This is a genomic window from Paenibacillus sp. FSL E2-0151 (assembly GCF_037993015.1).
Classification (GTDB): domain Bacteria; phylum Bacillota; class Bacilli; order Paenibacillales; family Paenibacillaceae; genus Paenibacillus; species Paenibacillus amylolyticus.
The window spans coordinates 6,087,002-6,103,888 of sequence record NZ_CP150308.1; the positions used below are offsets into that span (position 1 = coordinate 6,087,002).

14 protein-coding genes and 1 riboswitch are annotated in these 16,887 nt (G+C 45.4%); of the genes, 5 read left to right on the forward strand and 9 right to left on the reverse strand.

What is annotated here, in order from left to right; translation table 11 throughout:
- The first annotated feature begins 50 nt into the window (after positions 1-50).
- The gene (locus tag MHI55_RS27185) at positions 51-809 is read left to right on the forward strand and encodes an ABC transporter ATP-binding protein (protein WP_340387667.1); all 759 of its coding nucleotides are present in this window, start codon (positions 51-53) and stop codon (positions 807-809) included.
- Between the two features lie 2 nt (positions 810-811).
- Positions 812-3,214, forward strand: a complete 2,403-nt coding sequence (locus tag MHI55_RS27190) for an FtsX-like permease family protein (RefSeq protein WP_340387669.1) — start codon at positions 812-814, stop codon at positions 3,212-3,214.
- Positions 3,215-3,297: 83 nt separating this feature from the next.
- On the opposite strand, the gene mmuM is transcribed toward MHI55_RS27190, so the two are convergent.
- The 8 genes from mmuM to MHI55_RS27230 form a co-directional block, all read right to left on the reverse strand.
- Positions 3,298-4,365, reverse strand: coding sequence for a homocysteine S-methyltransferase (mmuM, locus tag MHI55_RS27195; protein ID WP_340387671.1), 1,068 nt, complete (start codon positions 4,363-4,365; stop codon positions 3,298-3,300).
- A complete protein-coding gene (gene mmuP, locus MHI55_RS27200) occupies positions 4,343-5,755 on the reverse strand; it encodes an S-methylmethionine permease (RefSeq protein ID WP_340387673.1) in 1,413 nt (470 codons plus the stop codon). The genes mmuM and mmuP overlap by 23 nt, the downstream gene beginning before the upstream one ends.
- A 92-nt stretch (positions 5,756-5,847) precedes the next feature.
- A riboswitch (SAM riboswitch) is annotated at positions 5,848-5,949 on the reverse strand.
- 70 nt (positions 5,950-6,019) lie between these two features.
- The gene (locus MHI55_RS27205) at positions 6,020-7,222 is read right to left on the reverse strand and encodes a Ger(x)C family spore germination protein (RefSeq protein ID WP_076253520.1); all 1,203 of its coding nucleotides are present in this window, start codon (positions 7,220-7,222) and stop codon (positions 6,020-6,022) included.
- Positions 7,219-8,319 (reverse strand): spore germination protein, encoded by a 1,101-nt coding sequence (locus MHI55_RS27210; RefSeq protein ID WP_076253519.1) that lies wholly within the window; start codon positions 8,317-8,319, stop codon positions 7,219-7,221. The genes MHI55_RS27205 and MHI55_RS27210 overlap by 4 nt, the downstream gene beginning before the upstream one ends.
- A gap of 38 nt (positions 8,320-8,357) precedes the next feature.
- A complete protein-coding gene (locus MHI55_RS27215; protein ID WP_036668138.1) occupies positions 8,358-10,070 on the reverse strand; it encodes a spore germination protein in 1,713 nt (570 codons plus the stop codon).
- Positions 10,071-10,218: 148 nt separating this feature from the next.
- On the reverse strand, positions 10,219-11,124 hold the full coding sequence (locus MHI55_RS27220) for a PAS domain-containing methyl-accepting chemotaxis protein (protein WP_036607056.1): 906 nt from the start codon (positions 11,122-11,124) through the stop codon (positions 10,219-10,221).
- Positions 11,125-11,611: 487 nt separating this feature from the next.
- A complete protein-coding gene (locus tag MHI55_RS27225; RefSeq protein ID WP_340387675.1) occupies positions 11,612-12,136 on the reverse strand; it encodes a VOC family protein in 525 nt (174 codons plus the stop codon).
- A gap of 228 nt (positions 12,137-12,364) precedes the next feature.
- Entirely contained in the window at positions 12,365-12,808 is a 444-nt protein-coding gene (locus tag MHI55_RS27230) for a VOC family protein (RefSeq protein ID WP_036606754.1), read from the reverse strand.
- An 87-nt stretch (positions 12,809-12,895) separates the two neighbouring features.
- Between MHI55_RS27230 and MHI55_RS27235 the strand changes: the two genes are divergently transcribed.
- The gene (locus MHI55_RS27235) at positions 12,896-13,864 is read left to right on the forward strand and encodes a YafY family protein (RefSeq protein WP_340387677.1); all 969 of its coding nucleotides are present in this window, start codon (positions 12,896-12,898) and stop codon (positions 13,862-13,864) included.
- 41 nt (positions 13,865-13,905) lie between these two features.
- Here MHI55_RS27235 and MHI55_RS27240 read toward each other — a convergent pair whose 3' ends face one another.
- Positions 13,906-15,087, reverse strand: coding sequence for an MFS transporter (locus tag MHI55_RS27240; protein ID WP_340387679.1), 1,182 nt, complete (start codon positions 15,085-15,087; stop codon positions 13,906-13,908).
- Between the two features lie 168 nt (positions 15,088-15,255).
- Here MHI55_RS27240 and MHI55_RS27245 point away from each other — a divergent pair, with 168 nt between their 5' ends.
- Together MHI55_RS27245 and MHI55_RS27250 are read left to right on the forward strand one after the other, a co-directional pair.
- Positions 15,256-16,137, forward strand: a complete 882-nt coding sequence (locus MHI55_RS27245) for a LysR family transcriptional regulator (protein ID WP_083684888.1) — start codon at positions 15,256-15,258, stop codon at positions 16,135-16,137.
- 21 nt (positions 16,138-16,158) lie between these two features.
- Entirely contained in the window at positions 16,159-16,833 is a 675-nt protein-coding gene (locus MHI55_RS27250; protein WP_340387681.1) for a VOC family protein, read from the forward strand.
- The last annotated feature ends 54 nt before the right edge of the window (positions 16,834-16,887 follow it).

A 16,887-nucleotide genomic window follows, 5' to 3' on the forward strand; every position in this document is an offset into this window, starting at 1 on the left:
ACATCCCTCCTCTAGAATAAATCCTATATTGCACTCGGGAGTGATTCGAATTGTCCAAAAAGGTGATTATCCGTGCACAGAATCTGTGCAAAACGTACAACAGCGGAAGTGAACAACATCATGCCATCCTTAATGTTGATCTTGATATCTATGAAGGGGAATTCACGGTCATCATGGGTAACTCTGGCTCTGGCAAATCAACCCTCTTATATCTGCTAAGCGGACTGGATCAGATTACAGCAGGTGAGGTCTATTTTCGCGACCAGCGGATTGACGCTTACAGTGAACGTCAAATGTCCGATTTCCGCACCCGCCGGATCGGTTATATCTATCAAAGTATCAATCTGGTCCCAGACCTTTCCATCAAAGAGAACATTGCTTTACCGGGATATATTGCAGGAAACAAAAAGAAGGACATCCTATCCCGCGCTGCTGAGCTGATGAATGCCATGGATATTGATGGACAGCGTAACCGCCTCCCATCCCAAACTTCCGGAGGACAGCAGCAACGAGCTGCGATTGCACGGGCTTTGATCAATTCGCCGGATATCATTTTTGCGGATGAACCGACCGGAAGCTTAAATATGGAACATGGCACAGCCGTTCTCGATATCCTTACAGATATTCATCGAAAAGGACAGTCTGTTGTTATGGTGACGCATGATATCAAGGCCGCCTGTCGGGCAGATCGCCTGATCTATATTCAAGACGGCAAGATTGGCGGAATCCTTGAGTTTGACACCTATGACGAACATCAAATTCAGGATCGTGAAGCGATTATCTTCGCTTTGGTTACGGGGAAGGAATAACGATGGCAGTCATATTTAAACTTAGCTTGTCGTATCTGAGTAGGAACAAAATACAAAATGCGTTGATTGCGCTGCTCCTGCTTCTCTCGACACTTCTTGTATCTACAGCTACTGTCATTCTGGCGAACACCGGCAATCAGTTTTATGAAATGCATACCCGAACCCATGGATCTCATCAGATCCTGACGTTTGAAAAAGGAATGAATGACCCTGACGCTGTGCACAACTGGTGGGCTTCTCAGGATGGAGTTCAGGTGTCCCCTTTGCTAACGTATCGTACATTTTCAGGCATCATTTTGAATGAAACTCACATCCCTAACATCTACCTGTACATGTTTAATACGCCTCCGCCGCCTTGGGGTGTGGATGAACTAATTTTCTCAAGCGGGACGCCCGACACAGTTCCCGAACAAGGCTCCGTCTGGATTCCAACGTCCATGGCGAATGCTTATCATATCTCGGTAGGTGATACCATTGGCTTCAAAACCGGCTCAAGCACACTTGAATTGAATGTATCGGGCATTGTCATCGATGTACCATACGGGGCACCCTTCTCCAATACAGCACGGGTCTGGATGAATCCTGCCGATTATCAACATGATCTCGCTACACTTGCTGGCAACGAGAATCGTATGATGGGCATCCATTTTAACGATTACAGCATGAATTCGGTGTATTGGGAACGGTACAATCGTGAGACAGGTATTCCGTTTCTGGAATCCAAAATGGAGTTCGAGGCCATTGCCTCTTTTTATCTGATCATCAATCAGGTTATTGGATTCATCATGATATTCATGGGTGTTGTCATGCTCTCTATCGCCCTGATGACCATCGGATTTACGATTGCGGATGCCATCCTGGCCAATTACAGAACGATAGGAATCCTCAAATCACTAGGTCTGACTTCCCGAAAAACGATAGGCACCTATGTTATTCAATATGCATTGATATCCATCGTAGCCATTATCCCTGGACTTGCACTCAGTATATGGATATCCAAATGGATCATTAATATTTCTGTATCCTCTCTTCGAGTGGGGAATCAGAACATTCCAGTTCAAGGATTGGATGCGGCCATACTGGCCGGCGTACTACTATTTACTCTAGTGATTCTGTTCACTGTGTTACATGCCAAAAAGGCACGCAGCATACAGCCCGTGCAGGCTATTCGTTATGGTATGTCGGAGACAGATCACAGCCGGATGGCTGGCAAAATGAATTCGCCATTGGCGCACTGGATCGGGTTCACACGACTGCCTGTGACCGCCGTGCTTGGATTCCGACATGTGTTCAAAAACACCAAAAGCTCTGTTCTAACAATCCTGCTGACTACCATGGCTTCCTCCGTACTAGTTTTGGGGTATGTTCTGCTGACCAGTATAAACGGAATTGAACAGACCGCAGCTAAATGGGGGTATGACAATGCCAATATCGCAGCAGTCGTAGTGAACAAAAGTAACTTCCCCAAGGCTGAACTAAAGCACGTGTTAGCGCAGGATTCGAGGATCAGCAATGTAGGCTGGCAAGGGAACACAACGGGTGTAATTAGCCCGGAGTCTTTGGCAGCAGTAGAGGGCCAATCCATCAGTCTCAACTTGAGTGTACTGGACGGGAGTTATCAGGAACTTGGATTCGAAACGTTAAAAGGGGTTAACCCACAACATGCGAATGAAATTGCCATTGGTGTAAGTGTAGCCAAAACATCAAATAAAGATCTCGGTGATCTTATCGATATCTTTATTGAAGGAGAAAAGCGTACATTCCTCATCACAGGCATCTATCAGGCGTTCGCCAACATGTCTGTTTCAGGCAGAATCACCATTGATGCCATGAGAAGTGTGAACCCGGATTATAGTGAATTTGATGTTATCTTCATCAATGTGAACGATATGGCACAAGCGGGTAAGGTTGCCTCTGAATTAAATGAGCAATTTAAAGATTTTGCTTCGGTAGTCACTCAGAAGACTTTGCTTGATTCGGTTTACGCGGAAGCCGCTAACATCCTGATCTATCCGATGAGCCTGATCGGATTGCTGTTTATCATTGTGACGTTCATCATTATTTTCAGTACCTGTAGAATCAATATCCGTAAAGAAAGCAGAACGTACGGGATATACAAATCGCTGGGATTGACATCTCGTCAAATCCGGTTGTCGCTCACCATGGGAATGTTCATACTGTCCTCCGTGGGAGCCATACTGGGTATTTTCGTCGGCGTATACCTGCTGCCTCTTCTACTCGAAATGGTCCTTTCCGGTTATGGTATCGTACAGCTTCCACTGATCCTGCATTGGGGTGGAATGGTACTGTTCACCTGTCTAAGCATCATTGCAGCCAGTCTTGGCTCGTGGTTCTCTTCGAGAATCATTCGGGAAGCATCGCCACGTATACTGGTTATCGAATAATGTAATCAGAATGCCTTAACACAATAAAACAAGCCCTTCCATACCTCTATAGGATGTGGAAGGGCTTGTTATCATGATATGAACTAATTCCGCCATTTCTTCGCAAGTGCACCAATCTGATGTGGCGTTGTTCGGCAACAGCCGCCAATAATTTGCGCGCCCGCAGCAACCCACTGCTCCGAAGCATCACTCATACTGCCACAGGTACCCTGTCCGCTCCACGTCTTCGTTGCTGCATCATATACTTCTCCCGAATTCGGATACACAATAACAGGTTTGTCGCTGGCACTGCTGAGAATACCCACTGCTTCCGTCACCACTTCCATCGGAGCGCAGTTCAGGCCAATTGCAGCAATCTGCGGCTCGGAGCCAAACGTCTGTGCACATACCTCAAGCGGTGTGCCCTCGCTGATGCTTGTCCCGTCTTTTAAAGAAAAGGATAACCAGGCATACGCATGAGGAAACTCCTTCAGTAAATCAACCAGCACTTGTGCTTCCTGCAACGAAGGAATTGTCTCAAACGCCAAAATGTCAGCACCCGCTTCAATCAGCGCCGCCATACGCGGACGGTGAAATGCGGCCAGCGTCTCATCCGACACGCCGTAATGTCCCACATACTCTGAACCATCCGCCAGATAGGCGCCGTACGGACCAACGGACCCGGCAATAATTGGACGTGGACGAAAACTGTCTCCTTCGCGATCTACTGTACGATCTGTTATATGCTCCTCATTCTCTACGTTCTCGGAACGTACCGAAGGAGCTTCTACAAGCTGACCTGTCGAGCTTTCTCTCCCTACTAAACTACTCTGCACTTCTGCCCACACGACATCTCTCGCCTGTACAGCCAGTTCCACCGTCTTGCGGATCAGCTCCAGTGCTGACTGTTCATCGATCCCTCTCTTGCGGAAACCATCCACCGTCGCCTGATAACTGGATGTAATCGCACAGTCGGCTCCTGCTCGAAAATAATCTGCATGGACCTGAACAATAACATCCGGATTCTCAAGCAACACACGAGCAGACCATAGTGGATCATCGAGATCACATCCATGCTGTTCGAGTTCCGTTGCCAACGCTCCATCCAGAATCATGACCGGATGTTCACGAAGGATCTGTTCTATGGGGTTATTCTGTTGTGCTTGCGTCATGTACTTGTCCTCTTTTCTTATTCACACGTTCTGTCAGATAATAAGCAGCGTAACATACTGCGATAAACGGAACCCCACAATACAGCGCAATTCGCTGTGTCGGGTCAAAGGCAATACCTATGCATGAAGCCAGGCATAATATAAATGAAACAATTGGTACCACCGGATACAGTGGTGTGCGGTAGACCAGATCTTTGACCGCATGTCCTTCCCGGATATATTGTCTGCGGAACATGTATTGGGAGGCACTGATACTCATCCATACTGCAACGACAGCCAGACCTGAAATGGAAACCAGTGTAATATACACGGTACCTGGCGCAATGATGCTGGACAGCAAGGCCAGCGCACCACCCACCATACTAATCAGAAGTGCATTCAGCGGTACTCCGCTTTTGGTCAATTTGGCAAACCACGGAGAGATCGTTCTTTTGTCAGCCAGAGACCAGAGCATACGTGAAGATGCATACAGGCCTGAATTGGCAGCAGAGAGAATCGCCGTCAGAATAACAAAGTTCATAATGTCTGCTGCATAGGGTACACCCACCCGCTCCATTACCGCTACAAACGGACTTTCCAGTACACTGGCATCCGACATGGGCAGCAAGGCCGACAAGATAATAATCGTTCCGATGAAGAAAATAACCAAACGCCACAGCGTTGTATGAATAGCCTTTGGTATCGTCTTTTCCGGGTTCTCCGTCTCACCGGCGGCAATGCCGATTAACTCGGTGCCTGAGAAGGCAAAGTTTACAGCAAGCATGGTCATCAATATCGCTGTAGCCCCATGAGGGAACCACCCGGATGCGGTAATATTCGATAGAAATGGAGCCGGTTCAGAATCCGCCATGGGAATGAACCCAAACATGGCTGCGCCACCGATAATAATGAAGATTACGATAGTCACTACTTTTACAGATGAGAACCAGAACTCGGATTCCGCAAAAAATTTCACCGTTAGAGCGTTAAACAGAAAGATCATCAGTGCAAAAACCGCGCTCCATATCCATACGTTTACCGATGGGAACCAGCGCTGCATAAGCAATCCGGCGGCTGTGAATTCGGAGCCAAGCGCAACAGTCCAGGTTAACCAGTATAACCAAGCCACCGTGTAACCTGTTGCCGGTCCGATATATTTGGCTGCATAACTATGAAATGCTCCCGTCTCTGGCATATGAACAGACAGTTCACCAAGACAGAGCATCACCAGATACACAACGATGGCTCCAATCAGATAGGACAGAATGGTTCCCAGTGGTCCCGCCTGCTGAATGGTGTAACCTGAGCTGAGGAATAATCCCGTTCCAATGACTCCTCCGAGAGAGAGCATGACCACATGCCGTGCCTGCATTTTCCGCTGAAAATGCCCTTTGTCGTTGTTGTTCTCCATACCTGCTGCTCCCCTACTTCTTCATCCAGAAAAAACAAAAAAGACCCACTCTGCCTAAAGAGTGCGCCGTTACTGACAAATAAAAACAAACGCTCCTATCTATCAGGCTTTCACCCGCTGGAATTAGCACAGTATCCTTCAGATCTGTTGCTGAGGTTTCTAAGGGCCAGTCCCTCCACCTCTCTGGATAAGAAAATGATTTTTTACTAATATAGCGATCTATCATGAATGTGTCAACATTTAAATAATATATGGCACACCTCGTTATTCGGTGGAAGACCCCGGATTCGTGATGGTGGTCTTTACCTCATACGTGATCGGCACGGTGCTAAAAATTTTATCCCAATCGTCTTTGACTTTTTTCCATGTTTTAGGTTCTTTGATACGTAAGCTATCCCGAAAATCCGCAACATCTACTTTATAGGTATGCTGCAGTTTGTATAACAACTGTCGAATCTGTTGTTTGGCAAGTTCAGCAAATTCTTTTTCCAATTCACTGAGATACGCACCTTTTTCCTCTTCCTCGGGAGCACGCCAATCCTCCATCAACCAGCCTTCGGATTCAGTTTTCACATGGAATGAAATATCATCGCCAACCACTTTTGGAATTATTGTTGTTTTTTTCTTCTTCATTTCATATACAACAGTGAACCCCTCTTTATTGTATGTCTTCAAGATACCTCCTTTTTCTTTAGGTCTGAGCCAAGATAGCCCTTCTAGATCCGTTTGGCTGAGTTCCCCGATGAATTTTGTTGTTTTCCCATCAAAGATACTGGCACCGGAGAACTTGTCCTCTCCATTGAAGTTCAGTACATTCTGGAGCAAAAAGCTGGAACCGGATTGCATTTGTGCATCTAATTTGGAGAGTAGAACGGGGTCCAGGATTTTATTGGACAAGTATGAATTACCGGTAATACCTGTAAGATAAAATGCTGGAATCCGGGAAGGATCATCTGAAGTCAGTACATCAACAGCGCGATGATGGCTAATCAACACCAGACAGTTAGGACGAATATCGTTATCCCGAAGTACAAAATCCAGCAGCTGGTCCAGACCATACTTTTTGGCGATATCCTTGGACACAACGATAACCTTCAGATGATGTCCGATGAGCGGATGATCTCGTCTCAGTGCAAACTGACGAAAGATTTGCAGCAAGGAATCTCCGGTAAGCTGTTCATTGGAATAGGACGTTTTACCAGAAGCAGGCGAACCGGATTGTTGGCTCTTCTGACTGCTGGAATTACCCGGAGCAATCTGTACCGTGGCTGTCACATTGTTCTGCTTGGAATACCCTCCTCCCTGATTGGCGATGTTCTCCTCAAATTCCGTCTCTTTGCCGATATCGATCCCGAGACCAACGTAGACACTTAGATCCTCTATCTCTCGACTGCTCCAACATCCGGATATCGTTAAGAGAATGCATAATACAGTGGCTAAGCGTAACAACATGCGGAATGTAATCATGCATGCTTGCCTCCTTTTTTGCGAATCAGACTTAACAACAGTAGTACCAGAGGTAAAATGCCAAACAAAAATACGGACACATTGCCTAGCATATCTCCTAGTACGAAGGTATCATCCACTGTTTTGGGTATCATTGCTGTCAGATAAATGAACGGCAGCAGGCCGTACATGATGCCTTTGATTTTTTTGGAACGAAACAAATCACGAATACCCACCGAAGCGCAGTAATGTGTAATTGCTGTAGTCGAAAAGATTTGCATAATCCAGATGACCAGCAATAAGGATTCAAAACGCTCGAATATCAGACCCTGGATTTCGAAGCTTCTTACCAAATCCAGCGTTGGCCAGGTTCGAGTTTTGATGCCATCGAGCGATAAACTGCCTATAACCATCACCACCGTGATCAAGTAGATAATAGTGGATATGAGTATCCCCCAGGTCATCGCTTTATTGCTCTTCTTCGGATTTTTCATATAGGCAGTCATGATTAACATCACCTCATAGCCCGTATAAGATAATAGTGAAGGCTTCAACCCTTGGAAAACGGGCATAATCCCATCACCGAGGACGGGTCTCAGATTGCCAATCTCGAATAGCTGATTACTAAGCAAAATTTCAATCACAAATATAATAATCGTAATCGGAAGGATGATCTCAAACACACGTACGATAACGCCAAGCCCGCCTGAAATCATATATACACCGATCCACATGAAGACCATCACAATCGCCCAGGTGGGGGTGCGTTCGAGCAGATACATCCCAGTCACTTCAGCCATAACTCTGATTTCGAATGCGGCAATAACTATGAAATACATAATCATAGACAATCCCAGTATGTAAGCAATCCAGCTGCCCGTAATCTCACGGGTGAACTGGAAGACGGTTTTCTCCGGAAATCTGCGACACAGGGTAACCAGAATTATTCCCACACCTATGATAATGAATCCAGATAGGATAATGGAAATCCAGACATCCGGTGTTCCGACAGCTTTGCTGGTCGTTCGAGGTAGTGTCAATATCCCGGCACCAAGCATGTAATTGACAATAATTACAACGGCCTGTGTCGTGGTTAGCTTTCCTTGGGAGCCATTCACTTAGTTCACCTCCAGACCTTCAGTAGATGGAATTCCATTTATTTTTTCCGATCATCATCGATCGGATTAGTCATTTTGGGACGCATTCTCATCATATTTAGCGGTGCACGGATAACAAAATCCTTCCATTCATTCATGTGATAGGGAACGGCTGGTGCAACATAAGGTACGCCAAAGCTTGAGAGTCGTGCCAGATGTGTACACACAAGCAGAAAGAACATAACCACGCCAAACAATCCGAGTACGGCTGCGCTGAACATAGCGGCAAATCGTAGAATCCTTAGCGTTAATCCCGCACTATAGACCGGAATCGTAAAGGAAGAGATGGCTGTTACCGCAACGACAATGACCAGAAATTGGCTTATTATTCCCGCTTGCACGGCTGCTTGGCCAATAATCAGACCTCCTACGATACCCATCGCTGGCGCAATCGGTTTGGGCAAGCGTATCCCGGCCTCCCTCAAGATTTCAATTGAAAGCTCCATGATGAGTACCTCAATAATTGAGGGGAATGGCACTCCGGTACGCGTTTCAATAATCGTCAATACCAGCTTGGTTGGAATAAGACCCGGATGGAACGAGATAAACGAGATATAGAGCGCAGGAGCAAGCAATGCCAGCATCGCGGCCATAAAACGCAGCACTCGCAAAAATGTTCCAGGAATCCAGCGTTCATAATAGTCCTCTGGAGACTGAAGCAACATGCTAAAGGTCACCGGTACAATTAATACAAATGGCGTTCCATCCAACAAAATTGCCACTCGGCCTTCCAGAAGGGCACCCATCACTCGGTCAGGTCTTTCCGTATTCAGTACCTGCTGAAAAGGACTCAGCGTATTATCTTCGATGAGTTGTTCCACATAACCTGATTCGAGCATTGAATCCATATCCATCTCTTCGATTCGCTTGCATACTTCTGCAACGAGATTTGGATCGGCAATATCCTGAATATAGGCTATCGCCAAATCTTTTTTGATCCGTGAACCCACTTCATACTTCTTAATAAACAGGCTCTGATCACTTCCATAACGACGTAAAATGCCTGTATTATCGCTTAATTGCTCTGTAAAACCAATACGAGGCCCACGAAGCAGTCCCTCTGACAAGGGTTCATTCATACCTCTTGTTTTGATCTTATGAGCTCCAATTAATAAAGCACCTGGCAAACCATCAACCAGCAGTGCATTTTTCCCAAACAACACACCAACTGCGAGTTCTTGGAGGGACTTCGTCTCCTCAACCAGACTGACAGGAAGTAATTGATCTTGCAGATATGCCGACAGTAAGTGTGCGTTGTCTGGATGAAGGAAACCCTCCTGCTTAAGTAGAGGAACACCTTCGAACATCAACGGTGTAATCAAGTGATCATCAACTAAGTCTTGATCTACCAGGCCTTCGGTATAAATGACCGCAGCCCGTGTATTCGTTCCCCTAATAATAAATTCCCGAATATGCACGTCTGCATTGAGTCCAAAGCTTTCTTTCACACTCGTCAGATTTATGCTGTACTTTTCGGTTAATTTAATATTGGCATAGTGGCCTGTTTCGGTCCCTTCACCCTGCCCTTTGGCTGCTGGCGAGATATCCTTCGAGGATATGGACGATGGCTTCGAACGAGAGAAGCTTCCGCGCTTAATGGCAGCATTGATCCAGCGCATGCTCAATGTAATACCAATTGGAATGATGAAGACCAAGAATGCCTGAATCCATATGGACCAATCCGGCACGTAGGATACAATTGTTGACCACATGTTCCCACCCCAACATTTCTCTGCATGACATAGCTGCAGGTATTCCCAAGTATTGTGTCCCCGTTTGATCACAATAATTCCCGTTTTTTTGAGTACTGAACGACAAAAAAACGGTTCCTGTGAAAGGAACCGCTATTACTATATATTGTTATACGATTCTGGTCACATGCTCCGCTTTGGCATCCAACAAGTGAGCTGAAGCAGCAATTGCTGTAAAATCATTCAATGCGATCTCAATCTGCTTCTGGCTCTGCTCCACATATTCTTCTACTTTTTTGGTGCCACCTGTGATATTGCCAATTTCCTTGGTTATTCCAGTCACGCTATCTCGAATCTCATTAATCGAACTCTCCACCATTGCGGATAGTTTCTTAACTTCCTTGGCCACGATATCGAATCCTCGTCCGTATTCTCCTGCATGTGCAGCCTCAATGGCAGCATTCAACGCGAGCAGTTGCGTCTGAGACGAAATCTCGCGTATCGTTCGTACCACGCCCTGAATCGATCCGGCCTGTTCCTGCAAATGAGTCAGCGTTGCACGGTTAGAAGTTGACACCTCTGAGATATAGGAGATACTGGACATCAATTCCTGACTGCGTTCAATACCTACATCTGCCTGCCCATTCAGTTCATGAGACATCGTTTTCAGCTCATTCACTACGACAGAAATGTTGTTCTGACGGTTGGTAATGTTGGTGGCGATTTTGGAGACACCCAGTATCTTCTGATTCGTCTCATCGTACACCGGCATATATGTCGCTTCAAGCCATACAGAATTCCCCTTTGCATCCTTGCGTTCAACCTTGTCCTGGAAGCTGACACCATTAAATATGCTATTCCAAAAAGCATCATATTCCGGAGTATTTGCAAATTGACCGAAGCACAGTTGCTGATGCTTCATGCCGTACATCTCATCTACCGTATATCCCATCGTCTGGGCAAAAACTTCATTCACGTAGGTTACCCGGCGATCCAGATCGAATCGAATGATAGCAAGACTTTTCTCCATCGCCTTGATGACCATTGCATCGGTGACAACATCTTTCTTTTCCATATCTAATATAGACACTTGATAACCCCCACAGTTCATTCCATAATAGACAGCCTTTAACTAGCAAAAAACAATCATAACAACATATGTATCCATCAGGTTCTAGATGGCTCTACTATGGATACCCGATTTGCAGCATTTTGGATCACCTGTTGTTATTTATTTTTATTGCAACCCTGTGAAGTCAAAATATATAGTTGTTCCTTCGTTTCAATGCTTCTTCAATATCCTGGATAAAAGGGTTCCATCAACATACTTTCGGAGCATATTCATCGTCCAGCAAAGAGACGTTATAACTTATCTTATCCGTAAAATATCTCTGTATCTACTAGTACGTATCGTAACATAAGGCAAAGAGGTATACACTTCTGTATTTGTAACGTATTTGTAACATAATTTCTGTTTTTTAATAACCGTTTAACCCCTATATACAAGAAAAACAGAACGATTTGTCGTGCATCGTCCTGTTTCTTATCCAGTCTCATCTCCATTATTTCTTTCGTGGTGTCCAGCGCTTCGTTTCACTGTGATTCGGATACTGAATGCCCGCAGGATAAGAGATCAGCTCGATCAGCATCCCCCAAGGTGCTCTTCCATACACAAACTGATTGCCTTCCCCACCTTCAATATGACCGGTCAACGCCCCAGGCTCTGTTAGCAACACCCCGCCCGATTCCTTGAAGTGTCGTGTAGCTTCTTGCATATCGTCCACATACAATGCCATATGCTGCAAACCATAATCCGATGCCCTAACTGGCTCTGATTGCGCTGTATTCGCGTACTGAAATAACTCTATACTAGCGCTCTCCCCGAGCGATAACATCCGAATATGAATAACCTTTGCTCCTGAACGCAGTCCTAATTTAAGCTCTGCCTCGGGTCCTTCCTGTGGGGGATCATCCGGCGTTATATGGTCATAGGCAAGTTGAGCTCCAAACGCCTGTTGTAGAAATAGTGTCGCCGGCTCCATGTCCGGTACAGTTATTCCAATATGGTCAATTCCTCTCGTAATCATGTTATCCCTTCTTTCCTTTATCCATTGAACTTGCTTGTACACAGCGACATCCGTACCTATATGATTTACACGAAAAGGGGTCCGCTATAACCATCGGTTGCTCGAACAACCTTGTATAGAAACCGAAAAAAGAAGAGCGCATGATATCCATGGCTCTTCTTTTTTCGATGTTTTTAAGTTAGTTACAGGTTTACATATCGAGTGCTTAACCGGGGGCCTGAACTCATTTTAAAAATCGTGTACAGTTACACATAGCTGAATCGCAATGCCAAATGGGTCCCGTACAATACCGTATCCTGGGCTGAATTCATTTTGTTCATACGGTACCAGTATCTTCACACCCTCATGTTGCATCAGAGAATGATACAGTTGATCGATGGTATCTTTATCTTTGGACTGAATACATAGTGACGTGCTGTTCCCCAGCTGCCATGCTCTCTCCGTGTCCATTGCTTCTTCCGCAATCATGACTTTGTTAACCCCAATCTCCAGCACCGAATGTGTAATATACTCATCTTGACCGGCAGGGTACTCGAAACCCGGGTTCATTTCCTTCATCTCTTTATAACTTTTCTTGAATATCACCTTGGCGCCCAGAAACTCTTCATAAAAAGCAATGGCTGCCGCCGCATCCCCGTTCATCGACAAAAATGGTATCACTTCAAAATTCATTATATTGCCTCCTTGTTCCTATTGGATTACACTTATCACTATAACAACGAAAGGTGCCAATCTATGGCACCTTTAAGAGGGTTTGATATGAAAAAATCAGAACGTATGAACCAGATGCTGCGCTTTATTAACCAAAAACAACAGTTCACTCTGCAAGATCTCATGCAGGAGTTCCAGATCTCCAAACGAACCGCGTTAAGAGATATCACTTCATTGGAAGAGTTAGGTGCGCCCATCTATGTCGAATATGGACGCTACGGCGGATATCGACTGCTGCAACAGATGCAGCTGCCTCCCATTTCGTTTAATACGGGTGAGCTTCATGCCCTTTATTTTGCGATGCAGGCTCTCCGTAGCTTCTCCAGCTTACCCTTTCAAGTCTCTTTCCGGACCATTCATGAGAAATTTATGAGCGCGTTATCCGACAAGCAACGACAGGATATTGAGAACATCCAACACCGGGTTTACTTCCAACATACGGAGCAGATCCGCGATAGTGCACATTTGGAGTTTCTGTTGATGGCTGCTGTTCAGAATATAGTGATCCAGATTACGTACGCTAATCAGCGTAGATCCTCTGATCAAAGGCCATCTTCTGCAAACACCAATATCCGCACCATTCAACCCATCGCGCTCTATGCCAGGAAAGGTTATTGGTATTGTCAGGCCTATGATCTGCATAAACAAGCTTATCGTGTATTCCGCTGCGACCGCATCATTTCAGCCGAAACAACGGAGATTGAACCTTTAACTCATGTAAAGGAACTCTATTCACAGGATGCCCAATCTCTATGGAAACCATCGGGACAAGCAATTCCATTCAAATGCCTTATGGACGAAGCCGGGATGGAACTATTCCAGCAAGAACATTTCCCATCTATGCAGATCATCGAGAAGAGGGGACACATGTATCTTGTCGGTTCATATGAACCTCACGAGCTTGATTTCATAGTGAGATATCTTGCAGGCTATGGTAAATCGATTAAGATTATGGAGCCCGTCATCTTACAGAAAGCATTAAGGCAGTACTACCTGGACTTATTGGATCATGTATAAAGATCATCATATTTCTATATCCATTTTACTTTACATGCCTTTTAGCTCTGCTCCTGGCTAACTTTTAAACTTTTTTTATTACCAATAGCCAATTGAACGATAATCTGCAACACGATGATGATAGCCAAACCATAAAATGCTTGCACGAAGCTGCCTGTTAGATCGCGGAGCCAGCCAATCGCCAGCGGTCCAAGTGCTCCAAGAATGTAGCCACCAGATTGAGTCATAGCCGACCAGCTACTTGCTTCCTGAGCATTGTTTGTCTCATCAATCGGCAACATAAGTGCAATCGGGAACAGTCCACCTGCACCAATCCCGAGCGGAATCGCAACGAGCCACGGACTGACAGAGAGATTCAGCATCAGGACACCTATTAACTCCAACATCGCACATCCAACAAGCCAGAAGACACGTTTTTGGTACCGATGTACAAGCATGGGAATGAATAACGTTGAGGGCAGTGATATCAATGTAAATAACGTTTGAATGTTGCCAGCAGTCTCTTGGCTATATCCATGGCTCTGAATGGCTGGCGCAAGCCAGGCGGTTAATGAATAGAAGATCGCGGCCATCAGTCCGAAGAACAGTGTCAGCACCCATGCACGCCTGTTCTTCACCGGAAGTGGTGCATGAATGACAGCCGAAGTTTGTCCGGATTGTCTCTCTGTACGCGCAGACCAAGCTAATTTTAACCAGATCGGCAATGCAATGGCTGCGAGTAATGCCCATGTAGCCAAAGAACCTCTCCAAGATCCACTCAACGTCTGCTGAAGCGGAACCGATAATCCCACACTAATGCTTGCCCCCATCACCATTGCTGTAGAGTAGATGCCGACCATGGCTGCCACTCGGTTAGGGAAATACTGCTTAATGAAGCTGGACAACAGCGGCCCTGCCAATGCAATCCCTACACCTGACAGAAAAGAAGTGAACATCATCAACGGAGTTGCGCCTACAAACAATCGTAATCCCGTACCTATCCCAATAAGGATTAAAGCCAGCACAATGGCACCTTCGTTCCCCCACCTTCTACTTAGTCTTACAGAGAATGGAGCGAATATGCCCATACATAATACCGGTAGTGTAGTTAAAAGACTGGCGGTCATGCCGCTCAAACCCAGATCATTCTGTATGGTACTCATCAGAGGAGAAATGGAAGTAATCGGTGGTCTTAAGTTCAGTGAAGCCAGAATAAGCGCCAATACAATATAAAAAAGTTTCATTATGGATCACCTCATGGGAGTAGTATTCTTGCCTTCACCAAAGATCCTATTTGTTAATGTCAGGATCTTTGAGTGTTGCACGATTAAGTATAGGATCATTATAATGATTGAACAATACTATTGTTTCTATTAAAATGATTAATAAAACCAATGATTAGAGGTGAATTCATGGAGATTCGTCAAATGGAAAACTTTATTACAGTGTGTGAGGAGCTTCATTTTACACGGGCAGCTGAGAAACTTGGCATATCTCAACCTACGTTGAGTCAACAAATACGTGGGTTGGAAGATGAACTTGGTGTTCCTTTGTTTGACCGCGTCGGCAAAAAGATTGTGATGACCCAGGCAGGTACTCTGTTTCTGGAGCACTGTGTACAGATGATCCGGCATTTACAGAATACCCAGGATGCGCTAGCTGAATTTCGGAATGATCAGCGGGGACGATTGGTTATTGGTGTTCTTCCGTCGGATTTGGATTACCGTATCACTCCGTTACTCGTTGATTTTCATGCCCGATTCCCCAAGGTGCAATTGAAGGTTATCTCTTCGATCTATGTCGTAAATCAAGTGTTGGAAAATGAAGTCGACATCGGCATCGAGATCACGTCTGCCCCTGATAGGCGGCTTGTACGCATTCCTTTGTGCAGTGAAGAATATGTACTGGTCGTATCCGAGAATCATGATTGGGCTGAACGAAGCACAATTGAAATTCAGGAGTTGCGTGATATCCAAACGGTGATGTTCCCCGAAGGATTTACAGGCAGAGAATTGGTCGATGGCTATTGCCGTAAATATGGATTCACCCTAAATACCATCATGGAGACCAGTTCGGCAACCTCCATCATTAGCTTGGTCAAAGCCAACGTTGGAGGAACACTGCTGCCTTATCCTCTGATCAAAGCCATGAATGAGCCCACGCTACGTTGCATCCGAATTACAGACGATCCGCCATACCGACACTTTGAGATCATCCATCGGTCCGACCGTTACCTGACGCAATCGGCCAAGGCATTTATTGAGAAAACAATCGAGTATTTCAATCAAAGGTGAGTTTAAAAGGAGGATTTTGAAATGAAAATAAGAGAAGTAGGTTTGTTGACACATCAGGTCGAGGCCATAAAAGAGTTTTACGGTACACTACTGGAACTGGATCTTGTGGAGGATAATGCAACATGCGTTTCATTCCGTGCGGGGAACTCGGTCCTCTCTTTCAAGAAGGCGCCAGAACAAGAAAAGCCCTACTATCATGTAGCATTTACGATTCCAACGAATAAACTTGCTGATGCAAAAAGATGGGCTCAAGACCGTAACATTTCATTGCTATCCAAAGATGGACAAGATGAATTCTATTTCCCCTACTGGGATGCAACAGCCTTCTATTTTTATGATCCAAGCGGCAACTTGATGGAATTTATCGCTCACCATTCACTCGATAATGGAGTTGATGAAGCTTTCGAAGCGAAGCATCTGTTATGTATTAGTGAAATCGGTCTGCCTGTCGATGATGTCCCTGAGACGATGAACACATTGAATGAGCATTATCAACTTGAACCATTTGCCGGAGACGGAAAACAATTCTCCCCCACGGGTGATGCAGAAGGCATGTTTATTGTCATTGATAAACAGTTGCCCTGGTTCCCAGACGGACGCATGCCTGGTGTATTTGCTACGGAAGTGAAGGTGGACACTGGGCAGCCCGGTAATCTGCGTATACAGGACGGCCTATACTCCATTGTATCTAATTAAAGGAGAACAACTAAAAAAGCCGAATGAACTCAGGAATATGATCCTGACTTCACT

Bases quoted from the DNA above. Each gene is read 5' to 3' on its own strand.
- MHI55_RS27190 (WP_340387669.1), top strand. From the start codon at position 812: ATGGCAGTCATATTTAAACTTAGCTTGTCGTATCTGAGTAGGAACAAA.
- mmuM (WP_340387671.1), bottom strand. From the start codon at position 4,365: ATGACGCAAGCACAACAGAATAACCCCATAGAACAGATCCTTCGTGAA.
- mmuP (WP_340387673.1), bottom strand. From the start codon at position 5,755: ATGGAGAACAACAACGACAAAGGGCATTTTCAGCGGAAAATGCAGGCA.
- MHI55_RS27205 (WP_076253520.1), bottom strand. From the start codon at position 7,222: ATGATTACATTCCGCATGTTGTTACGCTTAGCCACTGTATTATGCATT.
- MHI55_RS27215 (WP_036668138.1), bottom strand. From the start codon at position 10,070: ATGTGGTCAACAATTGTATCCTACGTGCCGGATTGGTCCATATGGATT.
- MHI55_RS27220 (WP_036607056.1), bottom strand. From the start codon at position 11,124: ATGGAAAAGAAAGATGTTGTCACCGATGCAATGGTCATCAAGGCGATG.
- MHI55_RS27225 (WP_340387675.1), bottom strand. From the start codon at position 12,136: ATGATTACGAGAGGAATTGACCATATTGGAATAACTGTACCGGACATG.
- MHI55_RS27230 (WP_036606754.1), bottom strand. From the start codon at position 12,808: ATGAATTTTGAAGTGATACCATTTTTGTCGATGAACGGGGATGCGGCG.
- MHI55_RS27235 (WP_340387677.1), top strand. From the start codon at position 12,896: ATGAAAAAATCAGAACGTATGAACCAGATGCTGCGCTTTATTAACCAA.
- MHI55_RS27240 (WP_340387679.1), bottom strand. From the start codon at position 15,087: ATGAAACTTTTTTATATTGTATTGGCGCTTATTCTGGCTTCACTGAAC.
- MHI55_RS27245 (WP_083684888.1), top strand. From the start codon at position 15,256: ATGGAGATTCGTCAAATGGAAAACTTTATTACAGTGTGTGAGGAGCTT.
- MHI55_RS27250 (WP_340387681.1), top strand. From the start codon at position 16,159: ATGAAAATAAGAGAAGTAGGTTTGTTGACACATCAGGTCGAGGCCATA.